This window comes from Streptomyces sp. NPDC102258, from assembly GCF_055584685.1.
Window position 1 is genome coordinate 194385 of record NZ_JBVJLO010000012.1, and the last position, 15151, is coordinate 209535.

The 15151-nt window shown below is 74.1% G+C and carries 18 protein-coding genes; 9 read left to right on the plus strand and 9 right to left on the minus strand.

The window, feature by feature from the left end:
• Window positions 1-14 precede the first annotated feature (14 nt).
• Both ACZ6ZT_RS21755 and mshA read right to left on the minus strand, forming a co-directional pair.
• A complete protein-coding gene (locus ACZ6ZT_RS21755; protein ID WP_469721316.1) occupies window positions 15-503 on the minus strand; it encodes a type III secretion system chaperone family protein in 489 nt (162 codons plus the stop codon).
• Entirely contained in the window at window positions 496-1878 is a 1383-nt protein-coding gene (gene mshA, locus ACZ6ZT_RS21760) for a D-inositol-3-phosphate glycosyltransferase (RefSeq protein WP_469721317.1), read from the minus strand. The genes ACZ6ZT_RS21755 and mshA overlap by 8 nt, the downstream gene beginning before the upstream one ends.
• 237 nt (window positions 1879-2115) lie before the next feature.
• On the opposite strand from mshA, the gene ACZ6ZT_RS21765 reads away from it, so the two are divergent.
• The 3 genes from ACZ6ZT_RS21765 to ACZ6ZT_RS21775 all read left to right on the plus strand — a co-directional run bounded on the left by ACZ6ZT_RS21765 (window position 2116) and on the right by ACZ6ZT_RS21775 (window position 5919).
• The gene (locus ACZ6ZT_RS21765) at window positions 2116-2964 is read left to right on the plus strand and encodes a class I SAM-dependent methyltransferase (protein WP_469721318.1); all 849 of its coding nucleotides are present in this window, start codon (window positions 2116-2118) and stop codon (window positions 2962-2964) included.
• Window positions 2965-3175: 211 nt separating this feature from the next.
• Window positions 3176-4282 carry a C40 family peptidase gene (locus ACZ6ZT_RS21770; protein ID WP_469721319.1) on the plus strand — a complete coding sequence of 369 codons (1107 nt, stop codon included), beginning with the start codon at window positions 3176-3178 and terminating at the stop codon, window positions 4280-4282.
• A 374-nt stretch (window positions 4283-4656) separates the two neighbouring features.
• Window positions 4657-5919, plus strand: coding sequence for a PP2C family protein-serine/threonine phosphatase (locus ACZ6ZT_RS21775; protein ID WP_469721420.1), 1263 nt, complete (start codon window positions 4657-4659; stop codon window positions 5917-5919).
• A 30-nt stretch (window positions 5920-5949) separates the two neighbouring features.
• On the opposite strand, the gene ACZ6ZT_RS21780 is transcribed toward ACZ6ZT_RS21775, so the two are convergent.
• The 3 genes from ACZ6ZT_RS21780 to ACZ6ZT_RS21790 form a co-directional block, all read right to left on the minus strand.
• Window positions 5950-6285 carry a DUF2516 family protein gene (locus ACZ6ZT_RS21780; protein ID WP_469721320.1) on the minus strand — a complete coding sequence of 112 codons (336 nt, stop codon included), beginning with the start codon at window positions 6283-6285 and terminating at the stop codon, window positions 5950-5952.
• 116 nt (window positions 6286-6401) lie between these two features.
• Entirely contained in the window at window positions 6402-6995 is a 594-nt protein-coding gene (locus ACZ6ZT_RS21785) for a hypothetical protein (RefSeq protein ID WP_469721321.1), read from the minus strand.
• A 28-nt stretch (window positions 6996-7023) separates the two neighbouring features.
• Window positions 7024-7527 (minus strand): helix-turn-helix domain-containing protein, encoded by a 504-nt coding sequence (locus ACZ6ZT_RS21790; RefSeq protein WP_469721322.1) that lies wholly within the window; start codon window positions 7525-7527, stop codon window positions 7024-7026.
• A 137-nt stretch (window positions 7528-7664) separates the two neighbouring features.
• Between ACZ6ZT_RS21790 and ACZ6ZT_RS21795 the strand changes: the two genes are divergently transcribed.
• The 4 genes from ACZ6ZT_RS21795 to ACZ6ZT_RS21810 all read left to right on the plus strand — a co-directional run bounded on the left by ACZ6ZT_RS21795 (window position 7665) and on the right by ACZ6ZT_RS21810 (window position 9953).
• On the plus strand, window positions 7665-8270 hold the full coding sequence (locus tag ACZ6ZT_RS21795; RefSeq protein ID WP_469721323.1) for a TetR/AcrR family transcriptional regulator: 606 nt from the start codon (window positions 7665-7667) through the stop codon (window positions 8268-8270).
• Between the two features lie 125 nt (window positions 8271-8395).
• A complete protein-coding gene (locus ACZ6ZT_RS21800; protein WP_469721324.1) occupies window positions 8396-9034 on the plus strand; it encodes an isochorismatase family protein in 639 nt (212 codons plus the stop codon).
• 117 nt (window positions 9035-9151) lie between these two features.
• On the plus strand, window positions 9152-9526 hold the full coding sequence (locus tag ACZ6ZT_RS21805) for a helix-turn-helix transcriptional regulator (protein ID WP_469721422.1): 375 nt from the start codon (window positions 9152-9154) through the stop codon (window positions 9524-9526).
• 10 nt (window positions 9527-9536) lie between these two features.
• The gene (locus tag ACZ6ZT_RS21810) at window positions 9537-9953 is read left to right on the plus strand and encodes a VOC family protein (RefSeq protein ID WP_469721326.1); all 417 of its coding nucleotides are present in this window, start codon (window positions 9537-9539) and stop codon (window positions 9951-9953) included.
• 20 nt (window positions 9954-9973) lie between these two features.
• Here the strand turns inward: ACZ6ZT_RS21810 and ACZ6ZT_RS21815 are convergent, their stop codons facing one another.
• A complete protein-coding gene (locus tag ACZ6ZT_RS21815) occupies window positions 9974-10873 on the minus strand; it encodes a sigma-70 family RNA polymerase sigma factor (protein ID WP_469721328.1) in 900 nt (299 codons plus the stop codon).
• 89 nt (window positions 10874-10962) lie between these two features.
• On the opposite strand from ACZ6ZT_RS21815, the gene ACZ6ZT_RS21820 reads away from it, so the two are divergent.
• The gene (locus ACZ6ZT_RS21820) at window positions 10963-11760 is read left to right on the plus strand and encodes an SDR family oxidoreductase (RefSeq protein WP_469721329.1); all 798 of its coding nucleotides are present in this window, start codon (window positions 10963-10965) and stop codon (window positions 11758-11760) included.
• 6 nt (window positions 11761-11766) lie between these two features.
• Here ACZ6ZT_RS21820 and ACZ6ZT_RS21825 read toward each other — a convergent pair whose 3' ends face one another.
• The 3 genes from ACZ6ZT_RS21825 to ACZ6ZT_RS21835 all read right to left on the minus strand — a co-directional run bounded on the left by ACZ6ZT_RS21825 (window position 11767) and on the right by ACZ6ZT_RS21835 (window position 14581).
• Entirely contained in the window at window positions 11767-12561 is a 795-nt protein-coding gene (locus tag ACZ6ZT_RS21825) for a putative protein N(5)-glutamine methyltransferase (RefSeq protein WP_469721331.1), read from the minus strand.
• 36 nt (window positions 12562-12597) lie between these two features.
• On the minus strand, window positions 12598-13842 hold the full coding sequence (locus tag ACZ6ZT_RS21830) for a GNAT family N-acetyltransferase (RefSeq protein WP_469721332.1): 1245 nt from the start codon (window positions 13840-13842) through the stop codon (window positions 12598-12600).
• A 124-nt stretch (window positions 13843-13966) separates the two neighbouring features.
• Window positions 13967-14581, minus strand: a complete 615-nt coding sequence (locus ACZ6ZT_RS21835; protein ID WP_469721334.1) for an RsiG family protein — start codon at window positions 14579-14581, stop codon at window positions 13967-13969.
• A gap of 132 nt (window positions 14582-14713) precedes the next feature.
• Here ACZ6ZT_RS21835 and dtd point away from each other — a divergent pair, with 132 nt between their 5' ends.
• A complete protein-coding gene (dtd, locus tag ACZ6ZT_RS21840) occupies window positions 14714-15139 on the plus strand; it encodes a D-aminoacyl-tRNA deacylase (RefSeq protein WP_469721336.1) in 426 nt (141 codons plus the stop codon).
• Window positions 15140-15151: the final 12 nt, after the last annotated feature.

Here is a 15151-nt window from a genome sequence, read left to right on the forward strand (position 1 = left end):
CGTGGCGTGGCGCCTCAGGCCGACGGGCGGGTCAGGTGCTTGAAGGCGTCCAGGTTGCGGGTCGATTCGCCGCGCGAGACGCGCCACTCGTACTCGCGCCGGATGGCGCTCGCGAAACCCAGTTCCAGCAGGGTGTTGAAGGCACCGTCCGCCGCCTCCAGGACGGTGCCCAGCAGCCGGTCGAGGTCCTCCGGGGTGATGACGGACAGCGGGAGGCGGGCCGTGAGGTAGACGTCGCCGAGCGGGTCGACCGCGTACGCCATCCCGTACAGCTTGAGGTTGCGCTCCAGCAGCCAGCGGTGGACGCCCGCCTCGTTCTCGTCGGGGTGGCGGATGACGAAGGCGTTCACGGAGAGGGAGTGGCGGCCGATGCGGAGCGAGCAGGTGGTGCTCAGCTTGCGGACGCCGGGGAGCTGGACGACGTAATGGCCCGGCTCGGGGCTCTCCCAGCTCAGCTCGGCGCCGGCCAGCGTGGACTCGATGATCGCGGCGGTGTCAGCCATGGTGGGAGCGTACGCGACGGCGGTGATCGTGCATGGCGGCGGTGTACACGTCAGCGGTGGCGCTGGCAGCGGTGTCCCAGCCGAAGAACTGGGCGTGCCGCGCGGCCTCGGCGCCCATCCGGTCGGTGAGGTCCGGCTCGTCCACGAAGCGGCGCAGCTCGCGCGCGTAGTCCACCGGGTCGTGGCCGGGTACGAGGATGCCCGTCGTGCCGTCGTTGACGGCGACGGGCAGGCCGCCGACGGCGGCGGCGAGGACCGGCGTGCCGGTGGCCTGGGCCTCGATCGCGACGAGCCCGAAGGACTCGCTGTAGGAGGGCATGACCAGGACGGACGCGGCGCGGAACCAGTCGGCGAGCTGGTCCTGGCCGACCGGCGGGTGGAAGTGCACGAGGTCGGCGATGCCGAGCTTCGCGGCGAGTTTCTGCAGCCCCTCGGGCTTGGCGAGGCCGCTGCCGCTGGGGCCGCCGACGACGGGGACGAAGAGGCGGGTGCGCAGCGAGGGGTCGCGGTCGACGAGTTCGGCGACGGCGCGGAGCAGGATGTCGGGGGCCTTGAGGGGCTGGATGCGGCCCGCGAACAGCGGGATCACGGCGTCCTGGGGCAGCCCGAGGCGGGCGCGGGCGGCGGCGCGGCCGTCGCCGGTGGTGAAGCGGTCGAGGTTGACTCCGGGGTGGACGACGGCGACCTTGCCGGGGTCGGACTCGTAGTGGCGTACGAGTTCGTCGGCCTCTTCGGCGGTGTTGGCGATGAGCCGGTCGGCGGCGGCGACGATCTGGGTCTCGCCGATGACGCGGGCGGCGGGCTCGGGGGTGTCGCCCTCGGCGAGGGAGGCGTTCTTGACCTTGGCCATGGTGTGCATGGCGTGGACGAGGGGGACGCCCCAGCGTTCGGCGGCGAGCCAGCCGACATGGCCGGAAAGCCAGTAGTGGGAGTGGACGAGGTCGTAGTAGCCGGGGCGGTGGCCGGCCCAGGCCTGCATGACGCCGTGGGTGAAGGCGCACAGCTGGGCCGGGAGCTCTTCCTTGGCGAGGCCCTCGTACGGTCCGGCGTCCACGTGCCGTACGAGGACACCGGGCGCGAGCTCGACGGCGGGCGGCAGGCCGCCGGTGGTGGCGCGGGTGAAGATCTCGACCTCGATGTTGATCGCGGCGAGGCGTTTGGCGAGCTCGACGATGTACACGTTCATGCCGCCGGCGTCGCCCGTGCCGGGCTGGTGCAGCGGGGAGGTGTGCACGCTGAGCATGGCCACCCGGCGCGGCTTGCGGTGGTGGCCGACGGCCGGCAGGCGCAGGCGGGGCTGGTCGTGGCGGGGCCCGCGGGCAGCGGCGATGCGGCCGCTGATGCTGCCGCCGAGACGGGACACGTACTGGCTCAAGGGAGCTGTTCCTCTCGCTCGGATCGCGTCGCTGTCTCGCGCTGACGACGGCGGACGGCTGGACGGCCGGTGGACGGGCTGACAGCGCATGCGCCGGTGCATGGCTGCGGGAGCGCGGTCGGCGCTCTGCTAGGAGTGCAACCCGGGCGGCGGGCCCGCGCATTCCGGGGGGCCGGAAGTTACTGATCGGTTTGCCGGTTTTTTATCTTGCCGGGGCTGTCGGCATACGCTCGGCGCATGGTCTCCCGCAGCACTCCGCCGCCCCCGAAGCGCCCCGTCCGGCGCTCCGTCGAGCGCCCCGTCGAGCGCCCCGTCGGCACCGTGACGCGCGGGACCACCAACCCGAACCGGCTGCGGCGCATGGACCGCTGGATCGCCGCCACGCACGGGGCGCAGCTGCGCCGGGCGCAGGCGCCCGTCGCGGTGGACCTCGGGTACGGGGCCGCGCCCTGGACGGCGGTGGAGCTGCTGGCGCGGCTGCGGGAGGCGGCTCCGGCGGTGCGGGTGGTCGGCATCGAGATCGAGCCGGCGCGGGTGGCGGGGGCGAAGCCGTACGAGCGCGACGGGCTCAGTTTCCGGCACGGCGGCTTCGAGGTGCCGCTGGACGGCGGCCGGCGGCCGGCGCTGATCCGGGCGGCGAACGTATTGCGCCAGTACGACGAGGAGCAGGTCGCGGCGGTGTGGCAGCGGCTGTGCGCGCGGCTGGCGCCGGGCGGGCTGCTGGTGGAGGGGACGTGTGACGAGATCGGGCGGCGCCACGTGTGGGTGGCGCTCGGGCCGGAGGGACCGCGGACGGTGACCTTCGCGACCCGGCTGGGCTCGCTGGAGCGGCCCTCGGACCTGGCGGAGCGGCTGCCGAAGGCGCTGATCCACCGGAACGTGCCGGGCGAGCCGGTGTACGCGTTCCTGCGCGACTTCGACCGGGCGTGGGCGGCGGCGGCCCCGTACGCCTCGTACGGGGCGCGGCAGCGGTGGATCCGCACGGCGCGGGCGCTGGCCGGTGACTGGCCGCTGGCGGACGGGCCGGTGCGGTGGCGGCAGGGGGAACTGACCGTGCGTTGGGAGGCGTTGCGCCCGGCGGGGTGAACCTCGCGCGGCGGGGAACTGGTTGCGGGGGGTGCCCGTTGAGTCGACTGGGGTGGGCGAGGCGTGGGCGGCCGTGATCGGGGCGGCAGCCGGAGGGTGTTGGAATTCACCGAGTCGTGGCACCATCCCGATGGCAGTGACAAGTTACTGATGAATAGTCAGATCTGACGTCGGGTGATGTCCGGTCTGGCCAGGGGCGCCTGGGGGAGTCATGGGGACCGCGAAGCGAGCGTCGTCGCGCGTGCAGGGAGTGTCCGCTCTCGCGCTGGTGTGCGCGATGGCGATACTGACGGCCCCCGGGCTCGCGGCGGGCAGCGCGTACGCCGCTCCCGGCGCGCCGTCGAGCCCGGCGGCGCCCGCGCCCGTGCCGCCGGAGCCGGGGGGCAAGTCCCTGGAGCAGGTCCGCAAGGAGATCGAGGACCTCTACCGGCAGGCCGGCACCGCGACGGACGCGTACAACCTCGCGGTGAGCGAGACCAAGGCGCAGTCCGAGCGGATCGTGGAGATCGCCAAGCTGGTGGTGGCGGGCCAGGACCGGATCACGGGCCTGAAGGACCGGGCCGGAGCCGCCGCCCGCGCCCAGTACCGCTCGGGCGGACTGCCGCCGGGCGCCGCGCTGGCGCTGAGCGACAGCCCGTCGGCGTACCTGGACGGGGCGGGGCGGCTGCGGCAGGGCGAGAAGGCCACGACGGACCTGCTGTCCGAACTGAACCGCACCCAGACGGACTTGGAGCGCTACGCGAAGGACGCGGGCGCGCTCTGGCAGAAGATGGAGGAGAACCGGGTCCGGCAGGAAGCCGCCAAGAAGGAGATCGAGGACAAGATCAAGGCGGCCGAGGCGCTGGAGAACCGGCTGGAGGCCGAGCAGAAGGCGCGGCTGATCCAGCTGGAGCAGGAAGCGCAGTACAAGGCACAGACGGCGTGGCTGTCGTCGGGCGCGATGAAGGACGTCAACGGGCTGGCGACGGACGCGGGCAAGCGGGCCGTGCAGTACGCCACCGCGCAGATGGGCAAGCCGTACGTGTGGGGGGCGCAGGGGCCGGACTCCTTCGACTGCTCCGGGCTGACCTCGCAGGCGTGGCTGGCGGCGGGGCGGGGGATCCCGCGGACCTCGCAGGAGCAGTTGCGGCTGCTGCCGAAGGTGGCGGTGAAGGACATGCGGCCCGGGGACCTGATCATCTACTTCGACGACGCGAGCCACGTGGGGATGTACGTCGGCGACGGCGCGATGATCCACGCCCCGCGGCCGGGCCGCAACGTCACGATGGCGGGCGCGGGCTCGATGCCGATCAAGGCCGTGGTCCGCCCCGACGCGTAAGCCCTGGCCGGGCGCGGGAGGGGGCTGGGCGGCACCCTGCCTGGTCCCGGGCCCCGCGGTCGTCCCGGCCGGGGGCCCGCCAGGCCGCCGGGCTCGGCGTCACACCGGCCCGGGGGGGGTTCCGTTCTGGGGCTCCGCCCCAGACCCCGCGCCTCAAACGCCGGCGAGGCCGGATGTGGCCGCTCGCCGCCGTGCGGGGTGCCGGGCGGGGTGACGTTCGTCATTCGGGGCGGGCGGGTTTCCGCCGCGATCAGGGGGTTTGGCGGAGGGGGTGCGCCGGGGTGGGGTATTCGGCATTCCGTTCGCCGCCGCCCGCCCGTTAGGGTCGCCGCATGAGCGCACCCCCGGGGGGAGGGAAGGAACCGGAGACGACGATGCCCGCACCCGTACCGCGGCAGAGGGAGATCCCGGCCGTGGAGAGCGGTGCGGTGGCAGCCGCTCCGCCCGCTGCCACCGCCACCGCCGCACCCCCGGCCCCGCTGACCCTGCTCGTGATCGAGGACGACCCCGCGGGGGGTCTCACCCTCCCCGAGATCCTCGACGCCGACGGCCACCGCATCCGGCTCCGCAGCGCCCGCAACCTCACCGAGGCGACGCGGCTGCTCACGCCCGACGTGCACTGCGTGCTGCTCGACCTCGACCTGGCCCTGCCCGGCGAGAGCGACGGCCTCGCCACCCTGCGCGAAGTCCTCCGCATCGCCCCCCGGCACGCCGTCCTCGTCCTCACCGCCGAGGCCGACGCCGACCGCGCCGCCGAAGCCGTCCGCGTCGGCGCCCAGGACTTCCTGCTGCGCGACGAGCTGGACGGCCGGCTGCTGAGCCGCGCCATCCGGTACGCCGTCGAGAGAAAGCGGGCCGACACCGCCCAGTACAAGCTCGCGGAATCGAAACTGCGCGCCCAGGAGAACGCCCGCCTCGAACGCGGCCTCCTCCCCACCCCCCTGCTGGACGGCTCCGACCTCCGCTTCGCCGCCCGCTACCGCCCCGGCCGCAGCCGGGCCCTGCTCGGCGGGGACTTCTATGACGCCGTCCGCACCCCCGACGGCACCGTCCACGCCATGATCGGCGACGTCTGCGGCCACGGCCCCGACGAAGCCGCCCTCGGCGTCGAGCTGCGCATCGCCTGGCGCGCCCTGACCCTGGCCGGCCTGTGCGGCGACGACCTGCTGGCCACCCTCCAGGAGGTGCTGGAGGTGGAGCGGCCCTGCGAGGAGATCTTCGCGACGCTGTGCACCGTGGACATCTCCCCGGACGGCCGCCGCGCGGGCCTGTGCCTGGCCGGCCATCCGGCCCCGCTCATATCCAGGCCGGGCCGCCCCGCGCGGCTCCTCCCGTACGAGAACAGCGGCCCGGCACTGGGCCTGCTGCCCCGGGCCCGCTGGCCCCGCCGCCAGGTCGACCTGGGCGGCACCTGGAGCCTGATGCTCTACACCGACGGCCTCATCGAGGGCCGGATCGGCGAGGGGAAGGAGCGCCTCGGCCAGGAGGGCATGATCGAGATGATCAATCGCCATCTGGACCGCGGCCTGAGCGGCGAGGGCCTGCTGGAGGCCTCCGTCACCGAGGCCCGCCGCCTCAACGGCGGCGAGCTCACCGACGACGTGGCCCTGGTCCTGCTGTCCCGCGCCGCGGGCTGAGGCGCGGGGCGGACGACGCCGCCCCGCCGGTCAGCGGCCGCCGTTGTAGGGGCCGTACGGTCCGTCGCTGCTGCTGCCGCCCCGGCGCCGGCCCCCGGACACCTGCTTGAGCGCGGGGCGTACGTCGACCATGAACACGATGCTGGCCACCAGGCCGGCGATCTGCAGGAACAGCATCCCGAGGAAGAAGTCCACCAGGACCGTGACCCCGAGGATGACCAGCCAGAACGTCTTGGTCTGCTTGTCGGCGGCCCGGTAGGCGTCCTGGGGCGGGATCGCCGCGAGGACCAGCGCCACGATGGCGAGCGCCAGCATGGCGTAGCCGAGCAACGGGAGCACCCCGTTGTTGAATCCCTGCATCAGCATCGTCTCGACCGCCTTCTCGCCTCGCGCACGTCTGCCTCCACGCTACCGCCGTCACCGCATTCCCAAACGACAACGAACCGGGCACCGCACGGGTGCCCGGTCCGTCCGCTCCGCTGTCAGGCCTCGTCGCCGACCGTGACGGTCGCCTTCTTGGCCGTGCCCCGGCGGGCGGCGGGCTTCTTCGCGCCGGACTTGTCCGCCTCGGCCTCGGCCGCCGGCTCGGAGTCGGCCTCTGCCCCGGCCTCGGGCTCCGGCTTGGAGGACGCCACCGGCGGCTGCGGCTCCACGGCGCCCGCGATGTCCACGATCTCGTCGGCCACCTCGCCGCGCCAGGACCGTACGGCCTGCTCGCCGTGCTCCGCGACCTTGTCGTACGTCTCCTTGGCCCGGACGGCGTACTCGGCCGCCACGCCGACGCCGCGCAGCGCCAGGTCCTGGGCGGTCTCGCCCAGCTTCTTCGGGTCGATCGCCCCGAGGACCTCGGCGACCTTCGAGGTGACCGCCTCCTGGGCGACCCGAGCCTTCTCCTGGACGGCCTTCGTGTCGGCGTTCTTGACGGCCTCGATGCGCGCGGGGGCCTCGGCGCGCAGCTGCTCGATGAGTCCGGGCACCTTCTTCGCCTGCTGGACGGCGAGGTCGGCGGTTCCGGCGGCGAAGTAGAGGGGGGTGGGGTCGGTGAGGGTCTTCTTCAGGTCATCGGCGATGGCCATGTGCTGGTCCTCCCGGATCACAGTCGGTTCAGTTCGTAGGGGGCACCGCGGTGTCACCGCCGGAGCCGGAGCCGGAGCCGGAGTCAGGCCCGGAGCCGGAGCCCGAGCCGGAGTCAGCGCCGGAGCCGGCGCCCGCGCCGGAGGCCTCCGATGCGGCCTCCGGTACGGCCTCCGCCTCGTCCGCCTCCAGCGCGTTCTCCTTGCGGAACGCGTCGTAGATCTGGAGCAGCACCTGCTTCTGCCGCTCGTTGATCGACGGGTCGGAGAGTATGACGGCTCGCGTCTCCACCTCGTCCCGGTCCCGCTCGTCGAGGATCCCGGCCTGCACGTACAGCGTCTCGGCGGAGATCCGCAGCGCCTTGGCCAGCTGCTGGAGGATGTCCGCGCTCGGCTTGCGCAGCCCGCGCTCGATCTGGCTCAGGTACGGATTCGACACCCCCGCGGCGTCGGCGAGCTGGCGCAGCGAGAGCTGGGCCTGCCGCCGCTGTTCGCGGAGGTATTCGCCGAGGTTTCCGACGTTGAGCGATGCCATGGAACGATCCTGCCGCACCCCGCTAACTATTGCAAGCACCCGCTTGCAATAGCTCCCACTCCCGCGCGGCCCCGCCCTCGACCGGTCGGACGGCCCGATCGCCAACCGGCGGGTTGGGTGCTTCGTATGCTGGGCGCATGGCATGGGATACCGCGAAGACCAAGAGGCTGCTGCTCGACGCGGCCGTGGACGAGTTCGCCGCACACGGGCCCGACGGCGCGCGAATCGATCGCATCGCGGCTGCGGCCGGGGTCAACAAGGAGCGGATCTACCCCTACTTCGGCGGTAAGCGGCAGCTGTTCGCCGCGGTGCTCCAGCGCGAGTTGGAGCAGCTCGCCGCCGCCGTGCCGATGGCGGGGCCGGACGGGCGGACGGTGGACCTTCCGGAGTACGCGGGCCGGGTGTTCGACTACCACCTCGCCCATCCGCATCTGCTGCGCCTCCTGCAATGGGAGGCCCTGCACGGCGACGTCACCGCTCCGGTCGCGGGCGAGGAACGGCGGGCCGCCCACTACGCCGAGAAGGTCGCCGCCATCTCCCGCGCCCGGCGAGGGGCCGGGGGGCTCGCGCAGACCCAGGTGCGGTTCGCGCCCGAGGAGCTGTTGTACGCCGTCGTCGCGCTCGCCGGCTGGCAGTTCGCGGCGCCGCAGCTCACCCGGATGATCCACGGCGGGGCGGCCGGTGAGGATCCGGCTGCTCGGCGGGCCGCCGTCGTGGACATGGTGCGCAGAATCGCGCTCTGACTCGCGTCTGACCCGCGTCAGGCCGCACTTTCCAACCGTCGGGTTGGAAAGTGCATCCGCTCGCGCTAGTGTCCAACTCGTCAGTTGGAAATATCCTCGGCCCCAGGAGCCCGACCATGACGGTCATGCCCGCACGCCCGAACTCCGCCCTCGTCCTGATCGAGTTCCAGCGCGAGTGGCTCGACTCCGAGCATGGCCGCCTCAACCACCTCGTCGAGGACCGCGGCCTGCTCGACACCGCCGTCCGCGGCGCGGCCACCGCGCTCGCAGCCGCCCGCGCGCACGGCGTTCCCGTCGTACACGTGCCACTGGTCCTCACCCCCGGCGCGCCGGAGCTGGCGAGCTGGACCCCGGCACGGCTCGGGCTGCGCGCGGCGATCCCCAGGGCCGGTACCTGGATCCAGGGCAGCACCGGCGTCGAGTTCGCCGAGGGCTTCCAGCCCGCCCCCGGCGATCCGGTCGTGCGAGGCCGCGCCGGAGCCAGCGCCTTCGCCGGCTCCTCCGACCTCGACCTGATCCTGCGCCGCCTCGGTGTCACCGACCTGTACCTGGCAGGCTTCGCCACCCACGTGTGCGTCGAATCCACCCTGCGCGAGGCCCACGATCGCGGCTACACCGTCCACGTCATCCACGACGCCTGCGCGGCCTTCGACCAGACCCAGCAGGACCACGTCCGCGAGCACGTGATCCACCACTTCGGCGACGAGACCGACGCCGTCACCTTCGCTGCCTCACTCGCCGCCGCCGCGCCCTCCGCCCGGTGACGGCGACGTCCTCCCACCAGCAGCTGTGCGAGCACGGACCGAGAAGCTCTGTACCGTGGTCGTGTGCCCCGTGTACCCGTTTCCGACCTCGTCCGGCTGCGCCGGGCCCGCGACCTGATGGACCGCGACTACGCGCAGCCGCTCGACGTACCCGCCCTGGCGCGGGTGGCCCTGATGTCGCCGGGCCACTTCTCGCGGAGCTTCCGGGCCGCCTTCGGCGAGACCCCGTACAGCCACCTCATGACCCGGCGGATCGAACGCGCCAAGGCCCTGCTGCGGCGCGGCGACATGAGCGTGACCGAGGTCTGCATGGCGGTCGGCTGCACCTCGCTGGGCTCCTTCAGCTCACGGTTCACCGAGCTGGTCGGCGAGACCCCGAGCGCCTACCGGTCCCGCGACCACGACCACGGCGCCGCCATCCCGGCCTGTGTCGCCAAGCTCCACACCCGCCCGGTCCGGGGCGCGGGGGCGAAGGCCGCCGCCGGTCCGTAGCGTGGGGAGCATGGAAATCAAGCTCTCGCAGTGCTTCATCGCCGTGGACGACCACGACGCGGCGCTCGCCTTCTACCGGGACGTGCTCGGCCTGGAGGTGCGCAACGACGTCGGCTTCGAGGGGATGCGCTGGGTGACCGTCGGCTCGCCCGCCCAGCCCGACGTGGAGATCGTCCTGGAGCCGCCGCTCGCGGACCCGGGCGCCACCGACGAGGACCGGCGGGCGGTGGCCGAGCTGATGGCCAAGGGCCTGCTGCGCGGTGTCATCTTCCAGACCAGCGACGTCGACGCCGCCTTCGAGCGGATCCGCGCCGCGGGCGGGGAGGTCTTGCAGGAGCCGATGGACCAGCCGTACGGCGTACGCGACTGCGCCTTCCGCGACCCCTCCGGCAACCTGCTCCGCTTCAACCAGCCCCGCACCACGTAAGCGCGCCCACCGCCCACCGTCTACCGCAGCGCCGACAGGTCGAGCCCCTTCAGCCGGGCCGGGTCGGCCAGTACCTCGATCGCCACGATCCGGCCGTCCACGACGGTGAAGGCCATCACCGACACGGCCCGCCCGCGCGGTACCACCACGACACCGGCGGCCCCGTTGACCAGCGCCGGGAGGGCGAACGGCGACAGCGAGCCGAAGCCGACCGCCCGGCCCGCCACCGTCCGGGCCCCGCGCAGCACCCCGGTGAGCCCGCCGCCGGGCCCGCCGTCGGAGCGCAGCACCACGGCCGGGTCCAGGACGGCGACGAGCGCCTCGAACGCGCCGTCCCGCGCGGCGGCGAAGAACGCCTCGACGGCCTCGCGCTGCCGGGACAGGTCCGGGTCGGGCGCCGGCGCCTGCTCCCGCACCCGGCGCCGGGCCCGGCTGGCGAGCTGGCGGGTCGCGGCGTCGGACTTGCCGATCAGCGGGGCGATCGCGTCGAAGGGGACCGCGAACATGTCGTGCAGGACGAACGCCAGCCGCTCCGCCGGCGCCAGCGACTCCATCACCACCATCAGCGCCAGCCCCACCGCGTCGGCGAGCAGCGCCGCCTGTTCCGGGTCGACGCCCCGCTCGGGGCTGCTGATGACGGGATCCGGGAGCCGCGGCTCCAGCCGCTCCATCGGGTCCTCGCGGCGCTGCTCGCGCGCCCGCAGCAGGTTGAGGCAGACCCGGGCCACGACGGTGGTCAGCCAGCCGCCGAGGTTGTCGATCGTGCTCGCGTCGGTGCGGTGCAGCCGCAGCCACGTCTCCTGGACGGCGTCGTCGGCCTCGCTCATCGAGCCGAGCATCCGGTAGGAGACCGCCCGGAGCCGGCTCCGGTGCTCCTCGAAACGTTCCGTCGCAGAAATTCCGTCCACCGTCGCGTCCACCAGTCACATTCCTTCCTCGGCGCGGGTCATGGCAGTAGACCCCATCAACCCCGCCCCGTCGAAGGGGCGATGGCCTCGGAGAACCGCACATGACGGACATGACGCACACGCCGCACACGCCCCCGCCTCCCGCCCCCGTCCTGGTCACCGGCGGCACGGGCACCCTCGGGAGCCTCGCCGTACCGCTGCTGCGCGAGGCCGGACGCACCGTACGGGTGCTGACCCGCACGCCCCGCGACCCCGCGGCGGGGGTGACGTACGCGGGCGGCGACCTGATCGCCGGCCGGGGCCTGGACGCCGCCCTGGCGGGGGTGGAGACCGTCCTGCACCTCGCGGGCGGGGCCAAGGGCGACGACGTGGCCGCCCGCAACCTCGTGCGCGCGGCGAAGGAGGCCCGCGTACGCCACCTCGTGCTGGTCTCGGTGATCGGCGCGGACACCGTCCCCCTGGCCTGGTTCCGGGCCAAGCTGGCGGCCGAGCGCGCGGTCGCCGGTTCCGGGCTGCCCTGGACCACCCTGCGCGCCGCCCAGTTCCACGAGCTGGCCCTCACCGTGGCCGGGAAGCTGGCGAAGCTGCCCGTGGTGCCCGTCCCCGGCGGCCTGCGCTGGCAGCCCGTCGACTCGCGCGACGTCGCGGCCCGGCTGGTGGAGCTGACCCTGGGCGAGTCGGCGGGTCTCGTCCCCGACCTGGCCGGGCCGGCCGTCATCAGCCTGGGCGACCTCACCCGCGACTACCTCCGGGCCCGCGGCGCCCGCCGTCCGATGCTGCCCGTCCGGATGCCCGGCAAGGTCGGCCGCGCCTACCGCGAGGGGGTCAACCTCTCCCTCGACGGGGCCGTCCTCGGCGAGCGCACCTGGGAGGCCTTCCTCGCCGAACGCGTCGGCTGAACGCGGCTACGCCGGCCCGGCCGTCCCGATGACCACGCTCGCGTACAGCTCCTCGGAGCTGACCGCGCGCACCGCGAGCCCGCCCGCCGTCAGGGCGGACGCCGTCACCGGCGACTGCCGGGCGCTGGTCTCGATCAGCAGGTGCCCGCCCGGCGCCAGCCAGGCCGACGCGCCCGCCGCCACCCGCCGGTGGACGTCCAGGCCGTCCGCGCCCCCGTCCAGGGAGACCAGCGGCTCGTGGTCGCGGGCCTCGGACGGCATGAACCCGATCTCCTGAGTCGGCACGTACGGGGCGTTGACCACCAGCGTGTCCACCCGCCCCCGCAGCCGCTCCGGCAGCGCCCCGTACAGGTCGCCCTCCCACACCGCGCCCCCGTACGGGGCCACGTTGCGCCGGGCGTAGACCAGCGCGCCGGGGTCGATGTCGGCGGCGTGCAGTTCGACCCCGCCCGGGACCCCGTCGGCGACGGCCGCGCCGAGGGCGCCGACCCCGCAGCACAGGTCGAGGACCACCGCCCCGGGCCGGGTCAGCGCCACCGCCTGCTGGACCAGGAACTCGGTGCGGCGGCGCGGCACGAAGGCTCCCGCGCCCACCTCCATCCGCAGCCCGCAGAACTCCGCCCAGCCGAGCACGTGTTCCAGCGGCTCCCCCGCGACCCGGCGGGCCACCATGCCCGACAGGTGCCCGTCGTCGGTGGCGGACCCGGCGAGCAGGTCCGCCTCTTCCTCGGCGAAGACGCAGCCCGCCGCGCGCAGCCGTTCCACGATCGTCAACACGTCACTTCTCTTCTCTTCGTTCATTCGCCCGCTCGCCCGCTCGCCCGCACCGACGGCCCGTCAGAAGACGTCCGGGCACCACGGCCTGCGCGCGGTGCGGAACACCGCGTCGGCCCGTTCCACGGCCCCGGGCCGCTCCCCCGTCAGCCGGCCGAGCGCGGCCAGCCGCACCGCCGAGGCGTCACCGAGGTACAGCGAGCCCAGCGCGGACACGTCGAGCCGCAGATCGGCCGGCTCCTCCGTACGGGAACACGTGCCGGCGCCCGCGTCCAGCCGGTAGCGGCCGCCCGCCGGACCGCCCTCGTCCGCCACGTCCAGGACGAGCGTCCCGGGCACCTCGTACGTCCGCGCGCCGAGCGCCCGTACGACGTCCAGCACCCGCACCCACAGGTGGTCGGCGGCCGTCACCGTCCTGGCCGCGCGCGGGTCGGGCAGCAGCTCCGGGAGCAGGTCGTCGGGGGCGCGGTGGCCGGTGCGGATCCGGAGCACCCAGTCGATGGAGCACAGGAAGTGCCACAGCGCCCGCTCCGCCCGGGGGGTGAGCGCGAGCAGGTCCTTCACGTACAGGGTCAGCTCCGGAATCTTCGCGTCGTTCCAGTGCTCGTCGCAGGCGTAGGAGACCAGCCCGGCCACCTCCCCCTCCGGCGTCCGATACACGGCGGACATCTTCTCCCGATGGGGGCGGTGGGAGTACTCCACCTGCCCGGTCGTCAGGTCCCACCAGCGGGCGTCGCGGCTGACCACGCCGTGCCGGGCCGCGCGCAGCCGCTCGTGCAGCGCGGGCCCGAGGCGCCGCACCTCGGCGGCGTCGACCAGGTCGATGCGGCCCCCGTCGGCGGGCGGCGGGCGGTGCCGGTCGAGGCCGGTGCGCGCGACGGCGACCTCCCATTCGGTCAGGGAGGTGGCGGCGCCGAAGCCGTAGCGGCCGTAGATCGGGTACTCGGCGGCGACCAGCGTCGCCAGGACGTCGCCGCGGGCGTGGGCGGCGCCCAGTTCGGCGGCCATCATCCGGGTCAGCAGGCCCTGGCGGCGGTGGGTGGGCAGCACGGAGACGTGGGAGACCGCGCTGCACGGGACGGCGGCCCCGCCGGGCACGGTCAGCTCCTGGGCGAAGGAGCGGAACGTCGCCACGCAGCGCCCGCTGACCGGGTCGAAGCCGCCGAGTATGCGGGCCGGGTCGGTGTGTCCCGCGCGCAGCGCCACATCGGATGCGGTCGGGGTGCCCGGAGTCAGGAAGCCCGTGTGCAGGGTCTGCATCCAGTGCGGGAGTTCGGCGGCGGCGATCGGCCGCACTTCTGCGCTCATGACCGGCCACGCTAATGGCCGTACCGCGCCGGGTCGCCCGAATTTCCGGCGCGCCCACGGGCGCGCTCACCCGCACCGGAGGCCCCGGGAGTGGCGCCCGCGGCGGCCACCGGCCCGCCGCCCGCTACGCCAGGAGGTCGTCCACCTGCGCCTCGCCCTCGCGGTAGCGGCGGGTGATCTCCGCGCTGGAGTCGTCCGCCATCCGCTGGAGCTGCTGTCTGCGCCGCGAGACCTGCTGCTCGTAGCGGATCAGCCGGCCCATCGCGTCGTGCAGTTCGGCGTCCGTGCGCGCGGCCAGGTCCGAGAGTTCCACGTCGGAGAGCATCTCGGCCGCCAGCAGCCGGAACTCCTCGCTGTGCGGGGTGCCCAGCGTGACGTGGCGGGCGGAGGCGCTGCGGCTGGACGGCGCGTCGGCGAGGATCTCCGAGAGCCGGTCCACCACCGGCGCCTCGGGATCCGTCCGACGGGCCAGCTCGGCGCGCAGGATGTCGATGCGCCCCTGCAGGAGCCGGCGTACGTAGCTCAGATCCGCCTCGTCGCGCTGCGCGTCGCGGCGCAGCGCGCGCAGTTCGGGCAGGCCCAGCGCCGTGGCAGAGGTGGTCGGCCCCTGCGGATCGCCGGTGCGCTGCGCGGGCGGCCGCGGCGGCGGCGCGGCCGACGCGGAGGTAGCGGGTGGAGCGCATCCCGCGGGCGCGGGTGCTGATGCGGGTGCAGGTGCGGAGGTACCAGAAGTGTTCATGCGTTCGTGTCCGTCCCCTCGACCGGTGCTGTGGGCACCGCCTGCGTGCATCGTGCCACTCTCCGTGGTGTTGACGCAGTCCCACACCACCCGATCGGCCCCGGACGGGTGCACGCCTGGTACACAGGTGGTATGCGAGCTGTGGTGCAGAGGGTGGACGGCGCGAGCGTCGTGGTGGCCGGCGAGACGGTGGGCGAGATCGTCGGCGAGGGACTGTGCGTACTGGTGGGCGTGACCCACGACGACACCCCGGAGAAGGCGGCGCTGCTGGCCCGCAAGCTGTGGTCGCTGCGGATCCTGGAGGCGGAGAAGTCGTGCAGTGACATCGGGGCGCCGCTGCTGGTGATCTCCCAGTTCACGCTGTACGGGGACGCCCGCAAGGGCCGCCGCCCCACCTGGAACGCGGCGGCGCCCGGCCCGGTGGCGGAGCCGCTGGTCGACGAGGTGGTGGCGCAGCTGCGCGGGCTGGGCGCGACGGTGGAGACGGGACGGTTCGGCGCGGACATGCGGGTCTCGCTGACGAACCACGGCCCGTTCACCGTCGTCCTCGACATGTAGCCCGGCGGGGCC

Excerpts from the sequence above, each read along its gene's own strand:
- ACZ6ZT_RS21755 (WP_469721316.1), bottom strand. The coding sequence starts at position 503 with ATGGCTGACACCGCCGCGATCATCGAGTCCACGCTGGCCGGCGCCGAG.
- ACZ6ZT_RS21765 (WP_469721318.1), top strand. The coding sequence starts at position 2,116 with ATGGTCTCCCGCAGCACTCCGCCGCCCCCGAAGCGCCCCGTCCGGCGC.
- ACZ6ZT_RS21770 (WP_469721319.1), top strand. The coding sequence starts at position 3,176 with ATGGGGACCGCGAAGCGAGCGTCGTCGCGCGTGCAGGGAGTGTCCGCT.
- ACZ6ZT_RS21775 (WP_469721420.1), top strand. The coding sequence starts at position 4,657 with ATGCCCGCACCCGTACCGCGGCAGAGGGAGATCCCGGCCGTGGAGAGC.
- ACZ6ZT_RS21780 (WP_469721320.1), bottom strand. The coding sequence starts at position 6,285 with ATGCTGATGCAGGGATTCAACAACGGGGTGCTCCCGTTGCTCGGCTAC.
- ACZ6ZT_RS21785 (WP_469721321.1), bottom strand. The coding sequence starts at position 6,995 with ATGGCCATCGCCGATGACCTGAAGAAGACCCTCACCGACCCCACCCCC.
- ACZ6ZT_RS21790 (WP_469721322.1), bottom strand. The coding sequence starts at position 7,527 with ATGGCATCGCTCAACGTCGGAAACCTCGGCGAATACCTCCGCGAACAG.
- ACZ6ZT_RS21795 (WP_469721323.1), top strand. The coding sequence starts at position 7,665 with ATGGCATGGGATACCGCGAAGACCAAGAGGCTGCTGCTCGACGCGGCC.
- ACZ6ZT_RS21800 (WP_469721324.1), top strand. The coding sequence starts at position 8,396 with ATGCCCGCACGCCCGAACTCCGCCCTCGTCCTGATCGAGTTCCAGCGC.
- ACZ6ZT_RS21805 (WP_469721422.1), top strand. The coding sequence starts at position 9,152 with ATGGACCGCGACTACGCGCAGCCGCTCGACGTACCCGCCCTGGCGCGG.
- ACZ6ZT_RS21810 (WP_469721326.1), top strand. The coding sequence starts at position 9,537 with ATGGAAATCAAGCTCTCGCAGTGCTTCATCGCCGTGGACGACCACGAC.
- ACZ6ZT_RS21820 (WP_469721329.1), top strand. The coding sequence starts at position 10,963 with ATGACGGACATGACGCACACGCCGCACACGCCCCCGCCTCCCGCCCCC.
- ACZ6ZT_RS21825 (WP_469721331.1), bottom strand. The coding sequence starts at position 12,561 with ATGAACGAAGAGAAGAGAAGTGACGTGTTGACGATCGTGGAACGGCTG.
- ACZ6ZT_RS21830 (WP_469721332.1), bottom strand. The coding sequence starts at position 13,842 with ATGAGCGCAGAAGTGCGGCCGATCGCCGCCGCCGAACTCCCGCACTGG.
- ACZ6ZT_RS21835 (WP_469721334.1), bottom strand. The coding sequence starts at position 14,581 with ATGAACACTTCTGGTACCTCCGCACCTGCACCCGCATCAGCACCCGCG.
- dtd (WP_469721336.1), top strand. The coding sequence starts at position 14,714 with ATGCGAGCTGTGGTGCAGAGGGTGGACGGCGCGAGCGTCGTGGTGGCC.